This window comes from Providencia sp. PROV188, from assembly GCF_027595165.1.
GTDB lineage: Bacteria > Pseudomonadota > Gammaproteobacteria > Enterobacterales > Enterobacteriaceae > Providencia > Providencia lanzhouensis.
In genome coordinates this window covers 3,162,771-3,182,468 of sequence record NZ_CP097291.1, presented here as the reverse complement: position 1 = coordinate 3,182,468, position 19,698 = coordinate 3,162,771, and the positions used below count along the sequence as shown (strand labels likewise).

Annotated in this window: 17 protein-coding genes; 11 read left to right on the top strand and 6 right to left on the bottom strand. The window is 44.2% G+C overall.

Features of this window, described 5'->3' with window-relative positions:
• The first annotated feature begins 1 nt into the window (after position 1).
• The 7 genes from hypE to M5X66_RS14515 all read left to right on the top strand — a co-directional run bounded on the left by hypE (position 2) and on the right by M5X66_RS14515 (position 7,058).
• A complete protein-coding gene (gene hypE / locus M5X66_RS14545; RefSeq protein ID WP_270103679.1) occupies positions 2-1,027 on the top strand; it encodes a hydrogenase expression/formation protein HypE in 1,026 nt (341 codons plus the stop codon).
• A 69-nt stretch (positions 1,028-1,096) separates the two neighbouring features.
• Positions 1,097-2,677: an ABC transporter substrate-binding protein gene (locus tag M5X66_RS14540; protein WP_442959370.1), complete on the top strand. Its 1,581-nt coding sequence runs from the start codon at positions 1,097-1,099 to the stop codon at positions 2,675-2,677.
• Positions 2,677-3,645, top strand: coding sequence for an ABC transporter permease (locus M5X66_RS14535; RefSeq protein ID WP_036956240.1), 969 nt, complete (start codon positions 2,677-2,679; stop codon positions 3,643-3,645). The genes M5X66_RS14540 and M5X66_RS14535 overlap by 1 nt, the downstream gene beginning before the upstream one ends.
• The gene (locus M5X66_RS14530; RefSeq protein ID WP_108478459.1) at positions 3,642-4,454 is read left to right on the top strand and encodes an ABC transporter permease; all 813 of its coding nucleotides are present in this window, start codon (positions 3,642-3,644) and stop codon (positions 4,452-4,454) included. Before M5X66_RS14535 ends, M5X66_RS14530 begins: the two co-directional genes overlap by 4 nt.
• The gene (locus M5X66_RS14525; protein WP_036956244.1) at positions 4,448-5,233 is read left to right on the top strand and encodes an ATP-binding cassette domain-containing protein; all 786 of its coding nucleotides are present in this window, start codon (positions 4,448-4,450) and stop codon (positions 5,231-5,233) included. The genes M5X66_RS14530 and M5X66_RS14525 overlap by 7 nt, the downstream gene beginning before the upstream one ends.
• A 4-nt stretch (positions 5,234-5,237) precedes the next feature.
• Positions 5,238-5,834 (top strand): ATP-binding cassette domain-containing protein, encoded by a 597-nt coding sequence (locus M5X66_RS14520; RefSeq protein ID WP_195848027.1) that lies wholly within the window; start codon positions 5,238-5,240, stop codon positions 5,832-5,834.
• A 174-nt stretch (positions 5,835-6,008) separates the two neighbouring features.
• Positions 6,009-7,058, top strand: coding sequence for an Abi family protein (locus tag M5X66_RS14515; RefSeq protein ID WP_154637129.1), 1,050 nt, complete (start codon positions 6,009-6,011; stop codon positions 7,056-7,058).
• Here the strand turns inward: M5X66_RS14515 and M5X66_RS14510 are convergent, their stop codons facing one another.
• Positions 7,059-7,952 carry a LysR family transcriptional regulator gene (locus M5X66_RS14510; RefSeq protein WP_108478462.1) on the bottom strand — a complete coding sequence of 298 codons (894 nt, stop codon included), beginning with the start codon at positions 7,950-7,952 and terminating at the stop codon, positions 7,059-7,061.
• Positions 7,953-8,050: 98 nt separating this feature from the next.
• Here M5X66_RS14510 and M5X66_RS14505 point away from each other — a divergent pair, with 98 nt between their 5' ends.
• From M5X66_RS14505 to M5X66_RS14495, 3 genes are all read left to right on the top strand, one after another.
• Positions 8,051-9,382, top strand: a complete 1,332-nt coding sequence (locus tag M5X66_RS14505; protein ID WP_036956249.1) for an MFS transporter — start codon at positions 8,051-8,053, stop codon at positions 9,380-9,382.
• Entirely contained in the window at positions 9,383-9,775 is a 393-nt protein-coding gene (locus tag M5X66_RS14500) for a hypothetical protein (protein ID WP_036956250.1), read from the top strand.
• A 181-nt stretch (positions 9,776-9,956) separates the two neighbouring features.
• Positions 9,957-11,426, top strand: coding sequence for an MFS transporter (locus M5X66_RS14495; protein ID WP_270103678.1), 1,470 nt, complete (start codon positions 9,957-9,959; stop codon positions 11,424-11,426).
• Positions 11,427-11,489: 63 nt separating this feature from the next.
• Here the strand turns inward: M5X66_RS14495 and rpoD are convergent, their stop codons facing one another.
• The 3 genes from rpoD to rpsU form a co-directional block, all read right to left on the bottom strand.
• Positions 11,490-13,340: an RNA polymerase sigma factor RpoD gene (gene rpoD / locus M5X66_RS14490; protein ID WP_036956252.1), complete on the bottom strand. Its 1,851-nt coding sequence runs from the start codon at positions 13,338-13,340 to the stop codon at positions 11,490-11,492.
• Positions 13,341-13,522: 182 nt separating this feature from the next.
• Positions 13,523-15,268, bottom strand: coding sequence for a DNA primase (gene dnaG, locus M5X66_RS14485; protein WP_270103677.1), 1,746 nt, complete (start codon positions 15,266-15,268; stop codon positions 13,523-13,525).
• Positions 15,269-15,386: 118 nt separating this feature from the next.
• Positions 15,387-15,602, bottom strand: a complete 216-nt coding sequence (rpsU, locus tag M5X66_RS14480; RefSeq protein ID WP_001144069.1) for a 30S ribosomal protein S21 — start codon at positions 15,600-15,602, stop codon at positions 15,387-15,389.
• Positions 15,603-15,975: 373 nt separating this feature from the next.
• Between rpsU and tsaD the strand changes: the two genes are divergently transcribed.
• Complete coding sequence (gene tsaD / locus M5X66_RS14475; RefSeq protein WP_036956254.1) at positions 15,976-17,007, top strand: tRNA (adenosine(37)-N6)-threonylcarbamoyltransferase complex transferase subunit TsaD; 1,032 nt, start codon at positions 15,976-15,978, stop codon at positions 17,005-17,007.
• A 92-nt stretch (positions 17,008-17,099) separates the two neighbouring features.
• Here the strand turns inward: tsaD and M5X66_RS14470 are convergent, their stop codons facing one another.
• Together M5X66_RS14470 and plsY are read right to left on the bottom strand one after the other, a co-directional pair.
• A complete protein-coding gene (locus tag M5X66_RS14470; RefSeq protein WP_036956255.1) occupies positions 17,100-18,632 on the bottom strand; it encodes a methyl-accepting chemotaxis protein in 1,533 nt (510 codons plus the stop codon).
• A gap of 310 nt (positions 18,633-18,942) precedes the next feature.
• Positions 18,943-19,596 carry a glycerol-3-phosphate 1-O-acyltransferase PlsY gene (plsY, locus tag M5X66_RS14465; protein ID WP_036956256.1) on the bottom strand — a complete coding sequence of 218 codons (654 nt, stop codon included), beginning with the start codon at positions 19,594-19,596 and terminating at the stop codon, positions 18,943-18,945.
• Positions 19,597-19,698: the final 102 nt, after the last annotated feature.

Below are 19,698 nucleotides of genomic sequence, written 5' to 3'. Positions count from 1 at the left end.
AATGAGCTCGGATTCTAAAAACGTGGTCACTATGGCTCATGGTAGTGGGGGCTTAGCCATGCAGCAGCTGATTGAACAGCTGTTTTTACAGGCTTTTGCTAACCAAGCTCTCGATGAACGCGAAGACCAAGCACGCCTTTCTCTCGCGGAAATGACCGCATTAGGTAACCGTTTAGCATTCAGTACCGATAGCTATGTGATTGACCCTATTTTTTTCCCGGGCGGCAATATAGGGAAACTGGCAGTTTGCGGCACGGTGAATGACGTGGCGGTTAGCGGCGCTGTTCCCAAATACCTCTCTTGTGGTTTTATCCTTGAAGAAGGTCTGCCACTGTCAGATTTGCAAACCATTGTGGAATCCATGGCGGCAACCGCTAAAGCGGCGGGAGTGCAGATCGTGACGGGAGATACCAAGGTTGTACAGCGTGGCGCGGCGGATAAAGTGTTTATCAATACTGCGGGCATTGGCGTGATCCCAACCGAAATTCATTGGGGTGCGCAGCAAATTCAAGCGGGGGATAAAGTGATTGTCAGTGGAACACTGGGCGATCATGGTGCGACCATTTTAAACTTGCGTGAACAGTTAGGCCTGGAAGGTCAGCTTAGTAGTGATTGCGCGGTTTTAACCCCGATTATTGAGCCTTTGCGTGATATTGATGGTGTGCGTGCTCTGCGTGATGCCACTCGTGGTGGTGTAAATGCTATTTTGCATGAATTTGCGCAAGCCAGTGGTTGCGGTATTTCCATCAATGAAGGGGATTTACCCGTTTCTTCCGCCGTTCGTGGCGTGTGCGAGTTATTAGGTTTAGAACCCCTTAATTTTGCCAACGAAGGCAAATTAGTGATTGTGGTGAAACCCGATGCGGAACAGCAAGTTTTAGCCGTATTGCGTCAACATCCATTAGGCGTTAATGCCAAAACCATTGGTTGTGTGACAGAGAATAAACAGGTGAAGCTGGTGGGCATTTTTGGCGCTTCCCGACTGTTAGATCTGCCGCATAGCGAGCCATTACCTCGAATTTGTTAGTTATTTGTACCCTAAAAACGGTACCTGAAAAGGGTACCGAAATGAAAAAATCACCGGTTAGAGGGATATATGATTAAAAAATTAGCGGTTGCCATGTGTTTAATGGGATTTACCCTGCAAGCACAAGCGGCTGAGCCAGCATCATCTACACACACTTTACGACTTGCCATTGGCGCAGAACCCACTGAAGGTTTTGACCCAATGTTGGGTTGGAGCCACGGTAGTTACTTGCTCCTGCATAGTCCACTCTTAAAGCAAAAAGCGGATCTTTCTTGGCACAGTTATATGCTCGAAAGCTACACGCATAATGCGGATGGTAAAGAGTGGATACTGACCTTGAAAAAGGATCTGAAATTCTCGGATGGTTCACCGCTAACGGCAAAAGATGTGGTCTTCAGCTACAACAATGCGGCGGCGAGCGGCGGTAAAGTGGATATGGGTAATTTCGCGAAAGCCGAAGAAGTTAATCCGCTGACCGTGAAAATCACTTTATCCTCCCCACAAAGTACCTTTATTAATGTGTTGGGATCGTTAGGGATCGTCTCTGCGGATAAGTACGATGCAAAAACTTACGCGCATAAGCCGATTGGGGCAGGCCCATACCGTTTAGTGGCTTTCCAACCGGGTCAACAACTGATTGTTGAGCAAAACCCATACTATGCCGGTCCTAAAAATGATTACGGCAAAATGGTGTTTGTATTCCTTGATGAAGATGCCGCATTTGCTGCTGCCCAGAGCGCTCAGCTTGAAGTTGTGCGCATTCCACCTGCCGTGGCAAGCAATGCTAATAATGTCCCTAACATGAAGCTAATTGAGCGTTACAGCGTCGAAAACCGAGGGATCTCATTCCCAATCCCGCCTGCTGGCGAAAAAGATGCGCAGGGCAACCCAATCGGTAATGATATCACCTCCGATGTGGCTATTCGTAAAGCCATTAACTATGCATTAGACCGCAAGTTGCTCGCGGAATCTGTTCTTGAAGGCTTTGCTGTTCCGGCTTATACCGGTGTTGCTGGGTTACCTTGGAATAACCCTAAATCGTCATTCAAAGATGGGGATTTAGACAAAGCGAAGGTCATTTTGGAAGAGGCTGGCTGGAAGCTAAATAAAGACGGTTTAAGAGAGAAAAATGGCAAAGTAGCGAAATTAACCCTGTGGTATGCCAGTGGTGACACGACTCGCCGCGATTTAGCCCAAGCCATTCGCTCAAGCTTAAAACCGCTCGGTATTGAAATGGATTTAAAATCAGGTAGCTGGGAAACGGTTGAATTGCATATGCATGCTAACCCGACACTGTTTGGCTGGGGCAGCCTCGACCCAATGGAGTTAGTCCATAACTACAGCAGCAAAGCTGCGGGTGTCGGTTTCTATAACGCCGGTTACTATAAAAATCCCGCAGTGGATGAAATTATCGAAGAAGCATTGCGTCAGCCAGACCAGGATGCCGCCATCCCGTTATGGCAGCAAGTGGACTGGAATGGCAAAGTGGGCGTTGGCATTCAAGGGGATGCAGCATGGGCATGGTTGATGAATGTTCAGCATATTTACTTATCAAATCAATGTGTTGATTTAGGTAAAAGTGCTCCTGAAATTCACGGCTCTTGGTCTGTGTTGAATAACGTCGATGAATGGAAGTGGACTTGTAAGTAATGCGAACAACCTTTGGGCTTTTATTGCGATTTATCTGCTTATTAACGGTAACCGCGCTGGGGATTTTTATCCTACTAAGTTACTCGCCGATTGATCCGATCAAAGCCTATATTGGTAACGACTTGATGCATGTGCCCCCGGAGCAATACCCGCTGATTGCAGCGCGTTGGGGGCTTGACCAACCGCTCTGGATGCAGTTCTGGCGCTGGTTTTCACAAATGCTTCAAGGGGATTTGGGGTATTCGATGTTGTACAATACCCCTGTTTTACAAGTGATTTCTGACCGTATTGTTCCGTCACTGGCTTTGCTCGGCAGTGCGTGGGTATTTTCCGGCGTGGTCGGGTTCGGGCTTGGGTTAGTTGCAGGGCGCTACTTAAACCGCTGGCCTGACAAAATCATTTCGGCATTTTGTTATTTACTCGCCTCAATCCCGGTCTTTTGGATAGGCTTATTGCTGCTGTCTCTGTTCGCGGTTTCTTTAAAATGGGCGCCAATTTGCTGCGCATGGCCAATAGGCTTAGATGAACAGACCGCCACATTCTCACAAAAAGTTCAGCATTTAATTTTACCCGTCATTGCCCTTGGCATGTTGGGCGTGGGTACCATTGCCTTACACACCCGCGCCAAAGTGGCTGAAGTGATGAATAGCGAATTTATTCATTACGCACAAGCGCAAGGGGATAAAGGCTGGTCAATGATGGGCTTCCATGTGCTTAAACACGCTATCACCCCTGCGATTTGCTTGCAGTTTGCCTCTGTCGGCGAGCTTTTTAGTGGCGCATTGTTGGCGGAGAAAGTGTTTGCGTACCCAGGGTTAGGACAAGCCACCATTGATGCTGGATTACGCGGAGATGTGCCATTGTTAATGGGGATTGTGATGCTGTGCGCCGTGCTGATTTTCTTCAGTAATACGATGGCGGATTTGCTATTGAAACGGGTGAATAAGGGAGTGATAAGAGAATCATGACCTATAATCCTAATCGCGCACTGATTAAATTAATCCTTTCATTAAGTTGCCTGATTTTATTAGGTGGCTACGCTTTTTGGTTGCTTTCGTCTGATATTGAAATGAGCTTGCTCGATAGGCGACAGGCGCCGTCATTACTGCACTTATTTGGGACAGATAATTTAGGGCGCGATTTATTTGAGCGTACATTTCAAGGGCTTGCTACCAGTTTACAAATTGGTTTAACCGCGTCGATAACCAGCGGCATTATCGCCTTGGTGATGGCGGGGTTATCTTCACTCAATAAAAGCATGGATTATGTAGTACGCGGTATTATTGATGCGCTCCTTGCTCTACCACATTTACTGCTATTGGTGCTGATCTGCTTTACGCTGGGTGGCGGAAAGATGGGGGTGATTTGGGCGGTGGCATTAACCCACTGGCCTAAATTGACATTAATCTTGCGTTCAGAACTGCTACGGGTTCAGCAAACTGATTACATCATGCTATCCCATCGTATAGGTAACAGCGCGTTTGAGCGTTTACGCTACCATTATTTACCGATGTTACTTCCTCAATGGATGGTTGGGACATTATTAATGTTTCCGCATTCTGTGTTACACAGCGCCGCACTAAGTTTCCTCGGGTTCGGGCTCGCACCCCATGAGCCATCACTGGGTATCCTGCTTTCTGAAGCGTTACGTTATTTGAGTACTGGTGCATGGTGGATGGTCGTTTTCCCCGGTGCGGCATTGATGGGGTTAGTTCTACTATTTGACCAATTTGCGAAATCGGCTCAACAATTGTGGTTAAGGGGAGCAACATGCTGAAATTTGAAAATCTGACCATTGATGTGGCGCAATATCGTTGGTTGGGCAAAAAGCAATGGTCTCCATTACTGCAAGATATTTCATTGGATATTCAACCTGGTGAAATGGTGGCGCTGATTGGCGGCAGTGGTGAAGGCAAAAGTTTATTACTACAAAGCGCATTAGGATTATTGCCAGAGAATATGCGCTGCAAAGGGAATATCGAACTGAATGGTCAAGCCCTGACGGAGAAAACCAAATCTCAGTATCGCGGGAATTCGTTGTGCTATGTGCCCCAAGGGGTGAGTGCGTTAAATCCATTAATTCAGATTGGTCCTCAGCTCGAACGCGCCGCGGTACTCAGTGGGCAGCATATAAAAATGCACGATGTGGCACGACACCTACAAGAATACAGTTTGCAATCGAGCCTAGTGAATCACTACCCAAGCCAGCTCTCAGGAGGAATGGCAAAAAGGGTATTGGCGAGCAGCGCCACACTTTCGCGTGCGGAATATATTCTCGCCGATGAGATCTCTTCATGGCTGGATGATGAGCATGCTGCGCAGTTGCTCGATAATATCAAATCCTTATGCCGCGATGGCCGCGGTGTGTTATGGGTAACTCATGACCTTTCTATGGCGGTGCGTTTCGCCGATCGCGTGGCACTACTGCGTAATGGTGCGCTTGAAGAAGTACTGAGTAGCCAAAAACTCAAACAAGGTGGTGGCGGACAATGGATCCAATCTTTATGGAATGCCCTGCCTGAACATCAATTTATGATGTTGGATGAGTGGAGGTAGCCAGATGCTAGAGATTCAAAATCTGCGTATTGAGCAAGCGGGTAGGACATTGTGGGATAACCTGAATTTGTCATTAGCAGACAATGAACGGCTGGGTATTTCCGCTCCCAGTGGATTTGGGAAAACGACGCTAGGACGTGTGCTGGGTCAGTGGCAACAACCAACACATGGACAAATTTTATTGAATGGTGCGCCAGTTCCCCATCGCGGTTATTGCCCAATCCAGCTAGTCCCCCAGCACCCAGAAAAAAGCTTTAATCCCTATCGTACCGTGGGTTCCAGTGTTCGTGATGCGTGGGAACCGGATGCCCAATGGTTAGATTATCTTTCCATCAAACCGCAATGGTTAGAGCGACGCCCCAGCGAGTTATCGGGCGGAGAACTGGCGCGGGTAGCTTTACTTCGCGCCCTCGATCCTCGTACCAAAGTGTTGATCGCCGATGAAATCACAGCCCAATTAGATGCCCATCTTCAAAAGGAAGTGTGGCAGCATTTGATCCGTATTTCACAGCAACGCCCTCTTGCGATGATTGTTTTTAGCCACAATAAAGCGCTGCTAGAGAAAGTGTGTACCAAGGTGTGGACAGTGGCTCCACAATAGCGGTATTAGAGGTTTCGATATTGATTGGTTTATTTTAAAAAGGTTATGATGCCCTAGAAATGCGAAACCCCGAGAGGGACAATATGCCTATCTCGGGGCTCTAAATAGATTGTTGAGGGTGCATGTTTTACAGAGGGACCACATCAACTGCTCTGATAGGGATTCTAGAGGGATATGGCAGAAAGTCAAGTCACTTATATTTATGATAGTAATATAAATACAATAAAAGAAAATATTTCGGATAATCGATTTTCGGCTTATTTAAAGAAAGCGGGCTTTAATGAAATATATGCATTTAATTTATATTTATATAATGCCCGAATTTCCAAAGCCTTTTTATTTCCATTACATATGTTAGAGGTGTCATTAAGAAATCGAATCAATAGAATATTTAAAATATTATATGGCGATGATTGGGCTAATCAACAGGCATTTCGTTCTAATCTAACATCGGAAAGTTTAAATAGTCTTGATACCGCATTTAGACGGTGTGATATGAAGCATACTGAAAATGTCATTGCTGAGTTATCTTTCGATTTTTGGTCTAATTTATTTAGAGCAGAATATGACAGAGTGTTTTGGCAGAAAAATATGAAAGTATTGACGCCCCATCACATAACCACAAGAAAAGAATTTCAAAAGATAATTAAAAATATTAATAAACTTAGAAATAGAATTGCTCACTACGAGCCTATTCATGATTTAGATATTTCAACATTGCACTCTCAAGTAATTGACGTTATTAATTGGATTTCTTTAGAAACAAGTAGATGGGTTAAGCACTATTCCACTGTGAATGAAATGCTGCGTACATCACCTAGTCCGACTGGTGAGCCTAGACCACATTTTAGTGAACGATGTGATAATGACTTTATTGAAATAAATGAGAATATCTTTTTATCAGAAATACCTAAAGCAAGATTTATTTTAGTGAAGAATAAAGATGGCAAAGTTTTATCAGTTCTAGAACATAAAGATATTTTTAATTTTATAATAAATTTAATCGATGTTGATGGAAAAAGTATCGCTATAGATTTAACTGACTATAAATTTAAAAATATCTGTAAAGAATTAAGTTTAAATAATAATTATCATGAATGTGGGCATGAAGAGAGTTTCAGTAAAACAGCTATGATTTTTAAAAAATCAAAATCTCAGTTCATTTTAGTGAAAAGAACAGATGAAATTATAGGTGTCATTTCTAAATCTCATCGTAGATATTAATTATTCTTTTAACTTTCCCACCAAAAACTCAATAAATGCCCGTGTCTTGGCGGGTAGAGTTTGGGTATTGGGATAAAGCAATTGAATGTTTTGTTTCGGTAGCTCGAATTCAGGCAACAACCGCACTAATCGCTGTGCTTTTAAATCTTCTTCAATCAGCCACGCGGGGCAAATAGCCGCACCTAATGAGGCTAATGCCAACTGGCGGATGGTTTCTGCTGAATTGGATTCATATTGGCTGTTTAATAAGGGCAACCCAAACTTTTCGCCGTGACAATTCTGCAGAATATATTGGCTATCTTGCAAATTCAGTAACGAATGTGTGACCCACGGAATATGCGCTAAGTCCTCGATATTTTTAATGGAGCATTGATTGGCAAACTGGGGTGTGGCGACCAAATAAATTGCATATTCTCCGAGCTTACGGGATTTTAATGAGGAGTTTTTTAAATTTCCTAATCGAATCGCAATATCGAGCTTTTCAGCTAATAGGTCATCAAAAGAAGAGTTAAAACTGTATTGTAGGCGTAGTTGAGGGTATTGCCGGCAAAATGCTGGGAGTAAAGGCAAAATATAGCGTTGCCCAAATTCATTGGTTGAAGAGAAACGTAATGTGCCAGTTATGTTGGTTGCTAAATTTTGGCTTCTCTCAAAGGCTTCCTCTATCTGTAATTGAATCCGTTTAAAATCATCATAAAAATATTTCCCCACTTCAGTGAGTGCAATATTGCGGGTATTTCGCACCAATAAGCTGACATTTAAGCTCTTTTCAAGCTGTTTAACATCAATACTGACCATCGAACGGCTTAGCTCTAAGATCTCTGCGGCTTTGGTAAATGAACCCGAGTCTACAACTTGAAGAAAGCTGGTAATTTGCTTGAGATTTTTTTGCATAATCCATTCGATTGTTTGATTGTGTTAAACAATGATTTTACTTCCTTTGCATCGACAGGAGAAGGGCGGCACTCTACTCTTGGCGACTGGAGGTAGCTATGTCATACCGTTATCAAATCGCTACAGTATTTCTTCTCGGCTTTTTCATTGATTGTATTAATATTTTTATGTCTGCCATTGCATTGCCAGATATCGCTTCGGCATTTTCGGCGAGCCAGTCGATGGTCTCTTGGGTGGCGAATGCCTATATTTTAGGGCTCGTGCTGATTATGCCTGTTAGCCTGTGGTTAGCGGGTCGTTTGGGGGTGCGTAAGCTACTTGCTTACTCAATGCTGTTATTTTCCCTTTCCGTTGGGCTATGTGGATTTAGTGATTCTATTTATAGTTTGATTTTCTGGCGCTTTATTCAGGGAATTGCTGGGGGGTTATTAATTCCAGTTGGGCAGGCTTTAGTGTTTGCTCTATTTCCTAATCAAGAACGCCAAAAGATATCCACGATGATCATGACGGTTGCTTTAATTGCCCCAGCATTTTCTCCGGCAATTGGTGGCATGATTATCGATTCTCTTTCTTGGCGGTGGGTATTCTTTGCTAATCTTCCGTTCTCATTGCTGGCGGCATTGTTGGCTTGGTGCTGGGTAAAATCCAGTGAAAAGCAGGTGCGAGAAAAGCCCGATATTATTGGCTTGCTGTTAGTCAGTTTCAGTTTACTGAGCTTATTGATGTCATTTTCCTTTTATAATGATTACCAAAGTTTAGCCCTTGCATTATTGAGTTTTGCGCTTTCTGCCGCTTTGCTGATTGTATATTTACAGTACGCAAAGAAATGCCGAGCACCGATTTTAAACCTGCAATTACTCAAGAATTATAATTTACGTAATGGTTTTATTGTTTATTACGCGGTGCCGGGAATTTTTACGGGCGTTAATTTACTGAATATTTTTAATCTACAAAATAATATCGGATTTAATGCACAACAAACGGGCATGTTTATGCTGGTATATGCGGCGGGTGCTTTGATTTCCATGGTAACTGGCGGTTATTTTTATCATCGTCTAGGTAAGCGAAGCCTATTTATTGCGGGTATCGTTGTGCATAGCATTGGGATCTTGACTCTGTTTTGGGTCGATAACCAAAGCCAATTAATGTTGCTCATTATGGCTTATTTATTAATGGGAACAGGCGGTGGGATCAGTGCGAATACGGCGCAAATTAGTGCATTAATAGACTTTAAAGATAAGGATTTATTGCAAGGTAGTGTGTTGTGGAATATTAACCGTCAGGTGGCTTTTAGTGTGGGAACGGTGGTATTAATTTCCCTCTTTAACCTTGTTTCATTTTCTTCAGAGTTAGTTCGTTACCAATATACGTTTTTCATTGCAGCTATTCTGGGGCTGCTATCGTTAATTTCAGTCATTAAGGGAAAATAGATGGACGCTAAAATGTCGCTGGCAGTACAAAGTGTGATTGATTTACATGTGGTCATTGAGGATGTATTTACAGGGCGCAATCAGGGGGAGAGTTTAACGCTTTTACTGAATAGCTTTGCTCCTGATTTTAAAATGGTCACGATCCAAGGGCAGGGGATCGCCCACAAAGATGTCATTGCGTTGTTTAGTCAACTTGCTGGCAAAAAGCCTCATTTGACCATCGCAATTCAGAATATAGTGCCAATACAGCAGGTAGAGAGTGATTGCTGGATACAGTACCAAGAATTACAGACCAATGAAGGCGTTTCATCGTTACGAATCTCAACTGCGTGTATTCATGTTGAAAATGAAAAGTGCACTTGGAAATACCTGCATGAAACACCGGTGAAATAACCCAAGTTTTGAAAGAATAGTTACTTAGTGGAATATGAAACGGTCAATAGACCGTTTTTTTATACTTAGCTAACAAAGAATTTCTCATTTTAATTGCAAATAATTTTTATTCTCAATATTGATTGACCGTCGGTCGGTTGCAATCTAACATGCGGAAAAGATCGAAAGTGGGAATAAGAGAATGAAACGAATTTTTTTGATTATCGCGGTGTGCTTGGGAACGTTTATGGCGACGCTCGATATTAGTATTGTGAATGTCGCGCTCCCTGCAATAGGGCAAGAACTGTCCACTAATCTTTCAATGTTACAATGGGTTATAGATGCTTATGCATTGTGTTTATCGGCATTGATCCTCTCCGTCGGGCCTCTAAGTGATCGTTATGGACGTAAGAGAGTGTGGTTGATGGGGATCGCAATATTCACATTGGGATCGTTAATTTGTGCTTTGGCGTCAAATATCCAATGGCTGCTATTTGGACGTGCTGTCCAAGGCATTGCCGCCGCGGCGCTGATCCCAGGGGCGCTATCTATTATTACGCAGGCATTTAGTAATGATATTGAGCGAATTAAAGTCATTGGTATCTGGTCGGCAGTTAGCGCGTTATCACTGATCATTGGCCCTATCTTAGGTGGTTTTCTGGTAGATACCTTTGATTGGACAACCATCTTTATCATCAATATTCCGATTGGTTTGCTGACTTTGGTGTTGGGGGTATTAGGGATTACGGAAAGTGCTGATCCTGATAAAGCGGCGTTGGATCCGGTTGGTCAGTTGCTGAGTATTGTTGCTCTTGGGGGGATCACCTATGGGTTAATTGAAGCAGGGGACCTCGGTTGGAATAACCCATCGACTTTGGGAAGCTTAGCGCTTGGCACAGTGGCATTATTAGGTTTTGTTGCTGTGGAAATGAAAGTGCCACGCCCTTTATTGCCGTTGTATCTATTCAAGAAAAATTCTGATTTTTTTCAATATAATATGGCGTCATTTGCTCTCGGGTTTGCCACCTACAGTAATGTATTTTTTATCGCGCTGTTCTTACAGAAAGGGCAAGGTTGGGGAGCATTTGAAGCGGGTTTACGGATGGCGCCAGAATTTATCGCGATGGCACTGTTTTCATTCCATTTTGGTCGGCTTTCCGGGCGATACAGTGTCCGTAACATTATGATTATTGGCTTCTTGCTGATAGCTCTGTCATCCATATTATTGACGCGAGTGAATGCGGATACCGACTATTTCCTTATTGCCGTTACGTTATTTATTTTGGGGGCGGGCATGGGAATGGCGACGCCGGCAATAGGTGCATTGGTGATGTCGAGTGTTGAAAAGGCTTATTCAGGGATAGCATCTGCGGTGATGAATGCCTTGAGACAAACGGGCATGACTCTGGGCATCGCCTTATTGGGAACACTAATGACTCACCGAGCGGTTGATTTACTATTGAGTAATCAACAGATTAATACTCAGCTTTCCACTGAGCAGATTATCGAGCTCGTTAACCAACATGGAAATATTTCATCGACGATGATTGAGCAAGCAACGCGCTCAGCCTTTGTTTCGGGATTTAATTTAGCGATGTTTGGTGGAGCGTTGGCCATTTTGCTTTCATTAGCGTTAATGTTTAAACGTCAGCAAAAAATTAAGTGTGAGTGACAGATAAAAAAAACACCTGCCGAAGCAGGTGTTTGGTTTTGTAGGCTTGAAGATGTTTACGGCTTATTCGTCTAAGAAGCTGCGCAGAACTTCTGAGCGGCTAGGGTGACGTAATTTACGCAGCGCTTTCGCTTCAATCTGACGGATACGCTCACGGGTTACATCGAACTGTTTGCCCACTTCCTCTAAGGTGTGGTCAGTGTTCATGTCGATACCAAAACGCATACGCAGGACTTTCGCTTCACGCGCGGTTAAGCCAGCCAGAACCTCATGAGTTGCCGAACGTAAGCTTTCTGACGTTGCAGAATCTAACGGTAACTCTAATGTGGTATCTTCAATGAAATCGCCTAAATGTGAATCTTCATCATCACCGATTGGCGTTTCCATGGAGATTGGCTCTTTCGCAATCTTCAGTACTTTACGGATTTTATCTTCCGGCATTAGCATGCGTTCTGCCAGTTCTTCTGGCGATGGCTCACGGCCCATCTCTTGCAGCATTTGACGAGAGATACGGTTCAGTTTGTTGATGGTCTCAATCATGTGAACCGGAATACGGATTGTACGTGCTTGGTCAGCGATAGAACGGGTAATAGCCTGACGGATCCACCATGTTGCATAAGTTGAGAACTTATAACCACGGCGGTATTCAAACTTATCAACCGCTTTCATCAGACCGATGTTACCTTCTTGAATCAAATCAAGGAACTGCAGACCACGGTTGGTGTATTTCTTCGCGATAGAAATAACCAGACGTAAGTTTGCTTCAACCATCTCTTTCTTCGCACGACGAGCCTTAGCTTCACCGATAGACATGCGACGGTTGATGTCTTTAACCTGTTCGATAGTCAGACCAGTTTCTTCTTCGATTTGACGCAGTCTTTGCAGACAACGCAGAACTTCTTCTTCCACTTCCAGTAGTTTTTCAGACCACGGCTTGTTCATCGCTTTTGCTGCGGTTAACCAAGTTTCGCTGGTTTCATTGCCACTGAATAAGGTGATGAAGTTCTTCTTAGGCATTTTGCACTGTTCAACACACAGTTTCATGATGGTACGTTCTTGCATACGAACGCGGTCCATCATTTCACGCATGTTGTTGACCAAATAGTCAAACTGCTTAGGTACTAAACGGAACTCTTTGAAAACTTCGGACAATTGCTCGATAGCAGCCGCAGTTTTCGCATCGCTACGACCATATTGTTTAATATGGGTGCGAGTTTTTTCATATTGTTCGCGAAGATCAGAGAATTTCTGACGCGCTAACTCAGGATCGATGCTGTTATCGTCATCGCTATCGCTGTCATCGCCGTCTTCATCTTCTTCGTCTTCGTCGTCTTTATCTAACTCTTCTTGTGGAAGTTCAGAACCTACGTGGGTTGCTGTAGGGGCTAAATCTTCTTCCGCATTTGGGTCAACGAACCCAGTGATGAGGTCAGATAAGCGGCTTTCGCCAGCTTCGACGCGGTCATACTGTTCAAGTAAGTAGGTGATAGCCTCAGGGTATTCAGCAACAGAGCACTGGACCTGATTGATACCATCTTCGATACGTTTTGCGATGTCGATCTCACCTTCACGGGTAAGAAGTTCGACAGTTCCCATTTCACGCATATACATGCGCACTGGGTCAGTGGTACGGCCGATTTCACTTTCAACACTGGACAATACTTGAGCTGCAGCTTCAGCCGCATCTTCATCCGTGTCGGAAGTATTTTCAGCCAAAATTAAATCATCGGCATCAGGTGCTTCTTCCATGACTTGGATGCCCATGTCATTAATCATCTGGATGATATCTTCAATCTGATCCGAATCGACGATATCTTCCGGCAGATGGTCGTTTACCTCAGCATAGGTTAAATAACCTTGCTCTTTACCCTTGGTGACGAGTAGCTTAAGCTGTGACTGCGGGTTTTGCTCCATAAGACGGTATCCACACTTCTGAGTATTTAAATTGGTGTCGGTCGGCGAAACTAACGGCCAACAAGAACATTTAAAGGGACATTTGACTACGCGCTACGCCCTTTATATTTCGTAGCATTTACAGGCATTTGCCTTGTTATTTGCGGCACTTAAGCCGTTTTGTATACTATTTTTTGGATGCTTTAAGTTTTCACTCGTGAAAGAGTGATTAGACGGACTTCTTCGCGCTCTTCAGGTGTCAGCCTTTGTGTTCGTTCTTTCGCTATCAGATAGTCGAAACGCTCATCGAGGGCGCTATTAAATAGATGATTTAGAGCATCTATAAAGGTATTTTCCGCTATTTCCTCTATTTCTATATCGTTCCATGTTGCGAGTTTTTCAAGTTGTTTCGCGAAATTATTATCACGATAACGTTCTAGCAACTGCCCAGTGGTCATTCCGGGGGTGGAACGGCAAACTTCAACCAATTCCTGAAATAGAGAAAGCCCCGGCATTTGGATATGGGCAATTCCCTCTAGCGAGGGAACAAGCTCCGAAAAGTTCGGATTTTGCACCAACAACGCGATAAGTATGCGCATTGTTGTTGGTTTCAGTTTGGGTGCCTGATAGTTAACTGGCTCAGTACTCTCTCTATCAATCATAGCAAGAACTTGGGAAATATCCGGTATACCAATGAAATTTCCTAGCTCTTGTGCCATATAAAGACGTAGAGTTTCACCCGGAATCTGTTTTATCAATGGGATAGCAAGTTTACTAATTTTTGCTCGACCCTCTTGGGTTTTTAAATCCACTTGGGGAACTAAAGAGTCAAACAAAAAGGTGGAAAGACTTTGCGCATTTTCCATACGTTGCTCAAAGGCGTCTTTTCCTTCTTTGCGTACCAATGAGTCTGGGTCTTCGCCATCAGGCAAAAACATAAAACGGAGTTGTCGACCATCGGTCAGATAGGGAAGGGCGTTTTCAAGCGCGCGCCAAGCGGCTTCTCTTCCTGCTCTATCTCCGTCATAACAGCAAATTACCGTATCTGTTGAGCGATAGAGCAATTGAATATGCTCAGAGGTTGTAGAGGTGCCAAGTGATGCAACCGCATAGCGGATGTCATACTGTGCGAGTGCTACAACGTCCATATAGCCTTCAACAACAAGTAATTTTGCAAGCTCACTACTATTTTGTGTGGCTTCATAAAGACCGAAAAGTTGGCGACCTTTATGGAATATATCGGTTTCTGGAGAGTTTAAATATTTCGGCAACGCATCGCCTAACACCCGTCCACCAAATGCAATTACGCGACCGCGACGATCCCGAATCGGGAACATGACTCGCTCTCTAAAGCGATCATAAACGCGACCATTATCATTAGTGACCAGCATGCCCGCTTCATCAAGTTGCTGACGGCTTTCTGGGTTCACGGCAAATTTCTTGAGAAGGTTGTCCCAGCCTGAGGGCGCAAAACCAATCGAAAAATGCGAGATAATATCTGCACTTAAACCACGTTGGCTTAAATAATCTTTGGCTTTATTGGCCGATGGATGATTTAAGGCAGCGCAGTAAAACTGATTTATTTTTTCCATCAATTGGTACAAATTTTGACGCTGATGGAGTTCAATTTGGCTGGTTCCGGTTCCTTTTTCGTAAGGAACATCCAGACCATGTAATGCGGATAACTCTTCTATCGCTTCGACAAAATCTAATTTGTCGTAATTCATCAGAAAATCGATGGCGTTACCATGGGCACCACAACCAAAACAATAGTAAAACTGTCTCTCACCATTGACAGTAAATGATGGTGTTTTTTCGTTATGAAAAGGACAGCAAGCGTGATGGTTCTTACCCTGTTTTTTTAACGGGACTTTTGCATCGACTAAATCAATGATATCGGTACGAGCGAGTAAGTCATTGATAAATGAACGCGGAATTCGTCCAGCCATAAGCCTCTTTTTCGCCTGTTGATGAACGATAATAAGCCGCGCTTCCGTTAGGAAAGCACGGCCTTTAACTGCTAACTACTTACTTGTCTGTATTGGCTGCGATTAAAATCGCAATCAATTAGTACAGACGAGTACGGCGTGCGTTTTCGCGAGCCAGTTTTTTAGCGTGACGCTTTACAGCTGATGCTTTAGCGCGTTTACGTTCAGTCGTTGGTTTTTCATAGAATTCACGACGACGAACTTCTGCTAAAACTCCTGCTTTTTCACAAGAACGTTTGAAACGACGCAGTGCTACGTCGAATGGCTCGTTTTCACGTACTTTAATTACCGGCATGTGCCTCTCACCTCAATAGAAATCGGTTTGTTGCTGGTTTTTGTTCACCAGCCGTCATTTAAAATGGTGCGGAATTTTACTTCAATGAGTACGGGTTTGTAAAGTGCCGTATAAAATTGAATCACGCAAGATCACCTGTTTCACCTCAACTTTATTCAATAAAGTGAGAAAAACCAGATAATAATGAGAATTTGCCACACGAAATTTTTATTACAGGGGTCTGATTATAGACTATACAACTTGGAAAGTCAGCCTTTTGCTGGGATTAATTGTGGGGTTTCATGACATTTTATTGCGCAATGACGCAAATTTAGGCGCGATGACGCAAATTTAGTGGTAGACTTGCCCCCATGCAACAAACAAGGGTAGTGCAATGCGTGTTTTAGGTATCGAAACATCTTGCGATGAAACCGGAATCGCAATCTATGATGATAAACTGGGTTTACTCGCGAACCAGTTATATAGCCAAATTAAAGTTCATGCTGATTACGGCGGTGTTGTACCCGAATTAGCCTCTCGTGATCATATCCGCAAAACAGTACCGCTAATTCAAGCGGCGCTCAAAGAAGCCAATTTAACCCGTGAAGACATCGATGCTGTTGCGTACACCGCAGGCCCCGGTTTAGTGGGTGCATTGATGGTGGGAGCGACAGTGGGTCGTGCACTGGCATTTGCGTGGGATGTACCTGCGGTTGCTGTGCATCATATGGAAGGGCATTTGCTCGCCCCAATGCTGGAAGAAAAAAGCCCTGAATTCCCATTTGTGGCGCTGTTAGTGTCTGGTGGTCATACCCAGCTAATTAGCGTGACGGGCATTGGTGAATACGAACTTCTTGGCGAATCCATCGATGATGCGGCAGGCGAAGCATTTGATAAAACGGCGAAGTTACTTGGTTTAGATTATCCGGGGGGCCCCGTGTTGTCTCGTATGGCGCAGCAAGGTGTAGCAGGGCGTTTTGTTTTCCCTCGCCCGATGACTGACCGTCCGGGGTTAGATTTTAGTTTTTCTGGCTTGAAAACTTTTGCGGCAAATACGATTCGTGATAACCCAGATGATCCTCAAACTCGCGCTGATATCGCCCGTGCTTTCGAAGATGCAGTTGTGGATACACTCGCCATTAAATGTAAGCGCGCGCTTGAGCAAACGGGCTTTAAACGTTTAGTGATGGCCGGTGGCGTGAGTGCTAACCGTACTTTACGCGCCAAAATGGAAGAAGTTTTGAAGCAGCGTGGCGGCGAAGCATTTTATGCGCGCCCTGAGTTTTGCACAGACAATGGCGCAATGATTGCTCTCGCGGGCTTAATTCGCTTAAAAGGCGGAGCAAATGCAGATTTAGGCGTGACCGTTCGTCCTCGCTGGCCGCTTGCAGAGCTGCCACCGTTAGATGAAGGTGCTGTTAAATAAATTATTATGTTTTAAACATAATGAAAACAGGGGGCTAGCGTATTACGTTAGCCCCCTGTTTTATGGTAAAACGTGCTTAGTGCAAGACGTTTTTAGTGCAAGATAGTCACTGCATCCTCTAAGCGAATGGAACGATCTTTAACGTGATTCGCGGTCTCGGTGCTCTGCTCAACGAGTAAGCTACTTTGTTGAGTGATGGACTCCAATTCACTGACGGCTTGTGTGATATCCGAAATCCCAGAAGCTTGCTCCGTTGTAGCATGGCTAATATGGGTAATCAGCTGCGTTACGTTTTGCACTTGATCCACGATTTCTTTCATCGTGTTCCCCGCCGCGTAGACTTGGTCTTTACCGGAACTCACTTTCTTCTCACAGTTATTGATAAGCTCGCGAATATCGTTCACTGCACTGGCGCTGCGGCTTGCTAAGCTACGAACTTCATTGGCGACGACGGCAAAACCTTTGCCTTGTTCACCCGCTCTAGCGGCTTCTACGGCGGCATTTAGCGCCAAAATATTGGTTTGGAATGCAATATCTTTAATCACATCGGTGATCGAATTGATTTTACTGGTGCTGTGTACGATTTCGTCCATAGTGATGACCACCGCATCCATCATTGCACCGCCATTCACCGCTGTTTCACTGGTTTCATTCGATAGCACATCGGCTTTATGGGTATTGTCTGCATTCATCTTAACGGAGACTGCCATTTGGTTCATGGTGGCGGCGGTTTGCTGCATATAGCCTACGGTACGCTGTGTATGGCTATCGAGTTCACCACAATCGCTCACTAACGATTGGCTGCCTTTACGAACGTTATCCACTTGCTCAGAGACATCGTTAATTAGCCAACGACACACTAAGCCCAGCTGACCAATGGAGCGCAGGATCTGCCCAATTTCATCAACGCGGCTCATGTGGTCAATGCTATTACGGTTACCTCGCGCTACGCTTAATGCCTGAGACATAATATTTTCGAGCGGCTTCGCAAAACTGCGCTCTAGCATTACATTGCCGAGTAGCAGGGTTATTAAAGTGAATAAGCTGGTTAGTAGTAGTGCATTACCGGAGAGACCCGATAAACCTGCCATCGCCATCCACAAAACAAATAAGCTGCTGGAAATTAAACGGCAACGCCAGCGAACAGACAGTGTTGAAAGTGAGAATCGACGGCGTTTGGGTAGTACGATCCCCTTATAAATTCGGCGATTACTGCGATTTTCGACTAGGGCTTTATACAGCGGCTCAACGGCGGCGATTTCTTCTCGGGTGGCGCGTAGGCGAATGGACATATAACCGGTGATGACACCTTTTCGCTGCATAGGGATGATATTGGCACGAACCCAGTAATGGTCACCATTTTTACGACGGTTCTTGACGATCCCAGTCCACGGCTCTCCCATTTTTAAGGTACGCCACATATCCGCAAAGGCGGCTTTTGGCATATCAGGATGGCGAATAATACTGTGAGGCTGTCCCATTAATTCATCGAGATCATACCCACTGACCTGCACAAAGAAATCATTAGCGTGAATAATATTCCCTTGAAGGTCGCTTGTGGTCATCAAGGTGATATCTTCATCTAAGATATGTTCATTTTGAGTTACATATGGAGTTCTGCTCATTTTATATTCACTTTTATAGTTAAGTTTTCCTTTATATAGTCGACAGCTTTTAATTATTCATTAGTAATAAATTTGCAATATTTTAACTATTTTTTAAAAGTGTGCGCTGCGTTGCGAATAAGTGTAAGTACGTACCAAAATGAGTGAGGTGAGTGTGAGTCAATGCAGTAAAAAATAGGGAAAGTTTTTGATGGTATAGAAGGATGCGATTGAAGAGAAAGGGAAGATAATGGAAACAAAAAAGGCTGAAATTCAGCCCTTATTGTTTATCAAAGTAATGACTTATTAGAAGAGTGATTCGTGAAGGAAGCTAATCGTCGTTATCCTCACGTTGCTCTTGAGCTATCTCTTTGGTGGTTTTTTGCTTTTTATTTTTCAATTTCTGCCAAATTCGACTTTCTTGTCCGCGCCATAGACGCTGAATATTGCCATGATGGCGAACAAGCACTAAGCACGACAGCATAGCAACCGGGAAGGTGAATTCAGGCTTAAACCACCACACATAAAATGGTGCCATTAGTGCGCTGACAATCGCTCCAAGGGATGAGTAGCCACTGAGCAATACGGTGAGCAGCCAAGTGCCTGCTACCAGTCCCGAAAGATCCCAGCCGATTGCTGCGATGGATCCAAATGCGGTAGCAACGCCTTTTCCACCTTTAAAGTGGAAGAAAACTGGATAAATATGCCCAAGGCAGGCTGCAATCGCGACCAAGCCAAGATAGAATGGTTGCACATTTAAATAATAAGCAAGCCATACAGGGATCATCCCTTTCAGTACGTCACAGATCAGTACTGAGGCAGCGGCGACTTTGCCGCCGACGCGTAAGACGTTAGTTGCACCGGGGTTACCAGAGCCGTGTTGACGAGGGTCGGGTAATCTTGCCAGACGGCAGATCAAAATAGCACTCGATATTGATCCGCAAAGATAGGCGAAGATTATCATGCCAAGCGCGATAGCACTCATAACTAACTCCAAAAACGGTTTAGGCTATTTATATGTAATTCACTTCAGTCTTGGATAATACGCACATTTTTCCTGAAGTGGTATCAATTCAGCACATAAACG

Excerpts from the sequence above, each read along its gene's own strand:
- hypE (WP_270103679.1), top strand. The coding sequence starts at position 2 with ATGAGCTCGGATTCTAAAAACGTGGTCACTATGGCTCATGGTAGTGGG.
- M5X66_RS14540 (WP_442959370.1), top strand. The coding sequence starts at position 1,097 with ATGATTAAAAAATTAGCGGTTGCCATGTGTTTAATGGGATTTACCCTG.
- M5X66_RS14535 (WP_036956240.1), top strand. The coding sequence starts at position 2,677 with ATGCGAACAACCTTTGGGCTTTTATTGCGATTTATCTGCTTATTAACG.
- M5X66_RS14530 (WP_108478459.1), top strand. The coding sequence starts at position 3,642 with ATGACCTATAATCCTAATCGCGCACTGATTAAATTAATCCTTTCATTA.
- M5X66_RS14525 (WP_036956244.1), top strand. The coding sequence starts at position 4,448 with ATGCTGAAATTTGAAAATCTGACCATTGATGTGGCGCAATATCGTTGG.
- M5X66_RS14520 (WP_195848027.1), top strand. The coding sequence starts at position 5,238 with ATGCTAGAGATTCAAAATCTGCGTATTGAGCAAGCGGGTAGGACATTG.
- M5X66_RS14515 (WP_154637129.1), top strand. The coding sequence starts at position 6,009 with ATGGCAGAAAGTCAAGTCACTTATATTTATGATAGTAATATAAATACA.
- M5X66_RS14510 (WP_108478462.1), bottom strand. The coding sequence starts at position 7,952 with ATGCAAAAAAATCTCAAGCAAATTACCAGCTTTCTTCAAGTTGTAGAC.
- M5X66_RS14505 (WP_036956249.1), top strand. The coding sequence starts at position 8,051 with ATGTCATACCGTTATCAAATCGCTACAGTATTTCTTCTCGGCTTTTTC.
- M5X66_RS14500 (WP_036956250.1), top strand. The coding sequence starts at position 9,383 with ATGGACGCTAAAATGTCGCTGGCAGTACAAAGTGTGATTGATTTACAT.
- M5X66_RS14495 (WP_270103678.1), top strand. The coding sequence starts at position 9,957 with ATGAAACGAATTTTTTTGATTATCGCGGTGTGCTTGGGAACGTTTATG.
- rpoD (WP_036956252.1), bottom strand. The coding sequence starts at position 13,340 with ATGGAGCAAAACCCGCAGTCACAGCTTAAGCTACTCGTCACCAAGGGT.
- dnaG (WP_270103677.1), bottom strand. The coding sequence starts at position 15,268 with ATGGCTGGACGAATTCCGCGTTCATTTATCAATGACTTACTCGCTCGT.
- rpsU (WP_001144069.1), bottom strand. The coding sequence starts at position 15,602 with ATGCCGGTAATTAAAGTACGTGAAAACGAGCCATTCGACGTAGCACTG.
- tsaD (WP_036956254.1), top strand. The coding sequence starts at position 15,976 with ATGCGTGTTTTAGGTATCGAAACATCTTGCGATGAAACCGGAATCGCA.
- M5X66_RS14470 (WP_036956255.1), bottom strand. The coding sequence starts at position 18,632 with ATGAGCAGAACTCCATATGTAACTCAAAATGAACATATCTTAGATGAA.
- plsY (WP_036956256.1), bottom strand. The coding sequence starts at position 19,596 with ATGAGTGCTATCGCGCTTGGCATGATAATCTTCGCCTATCTTTGCGGA.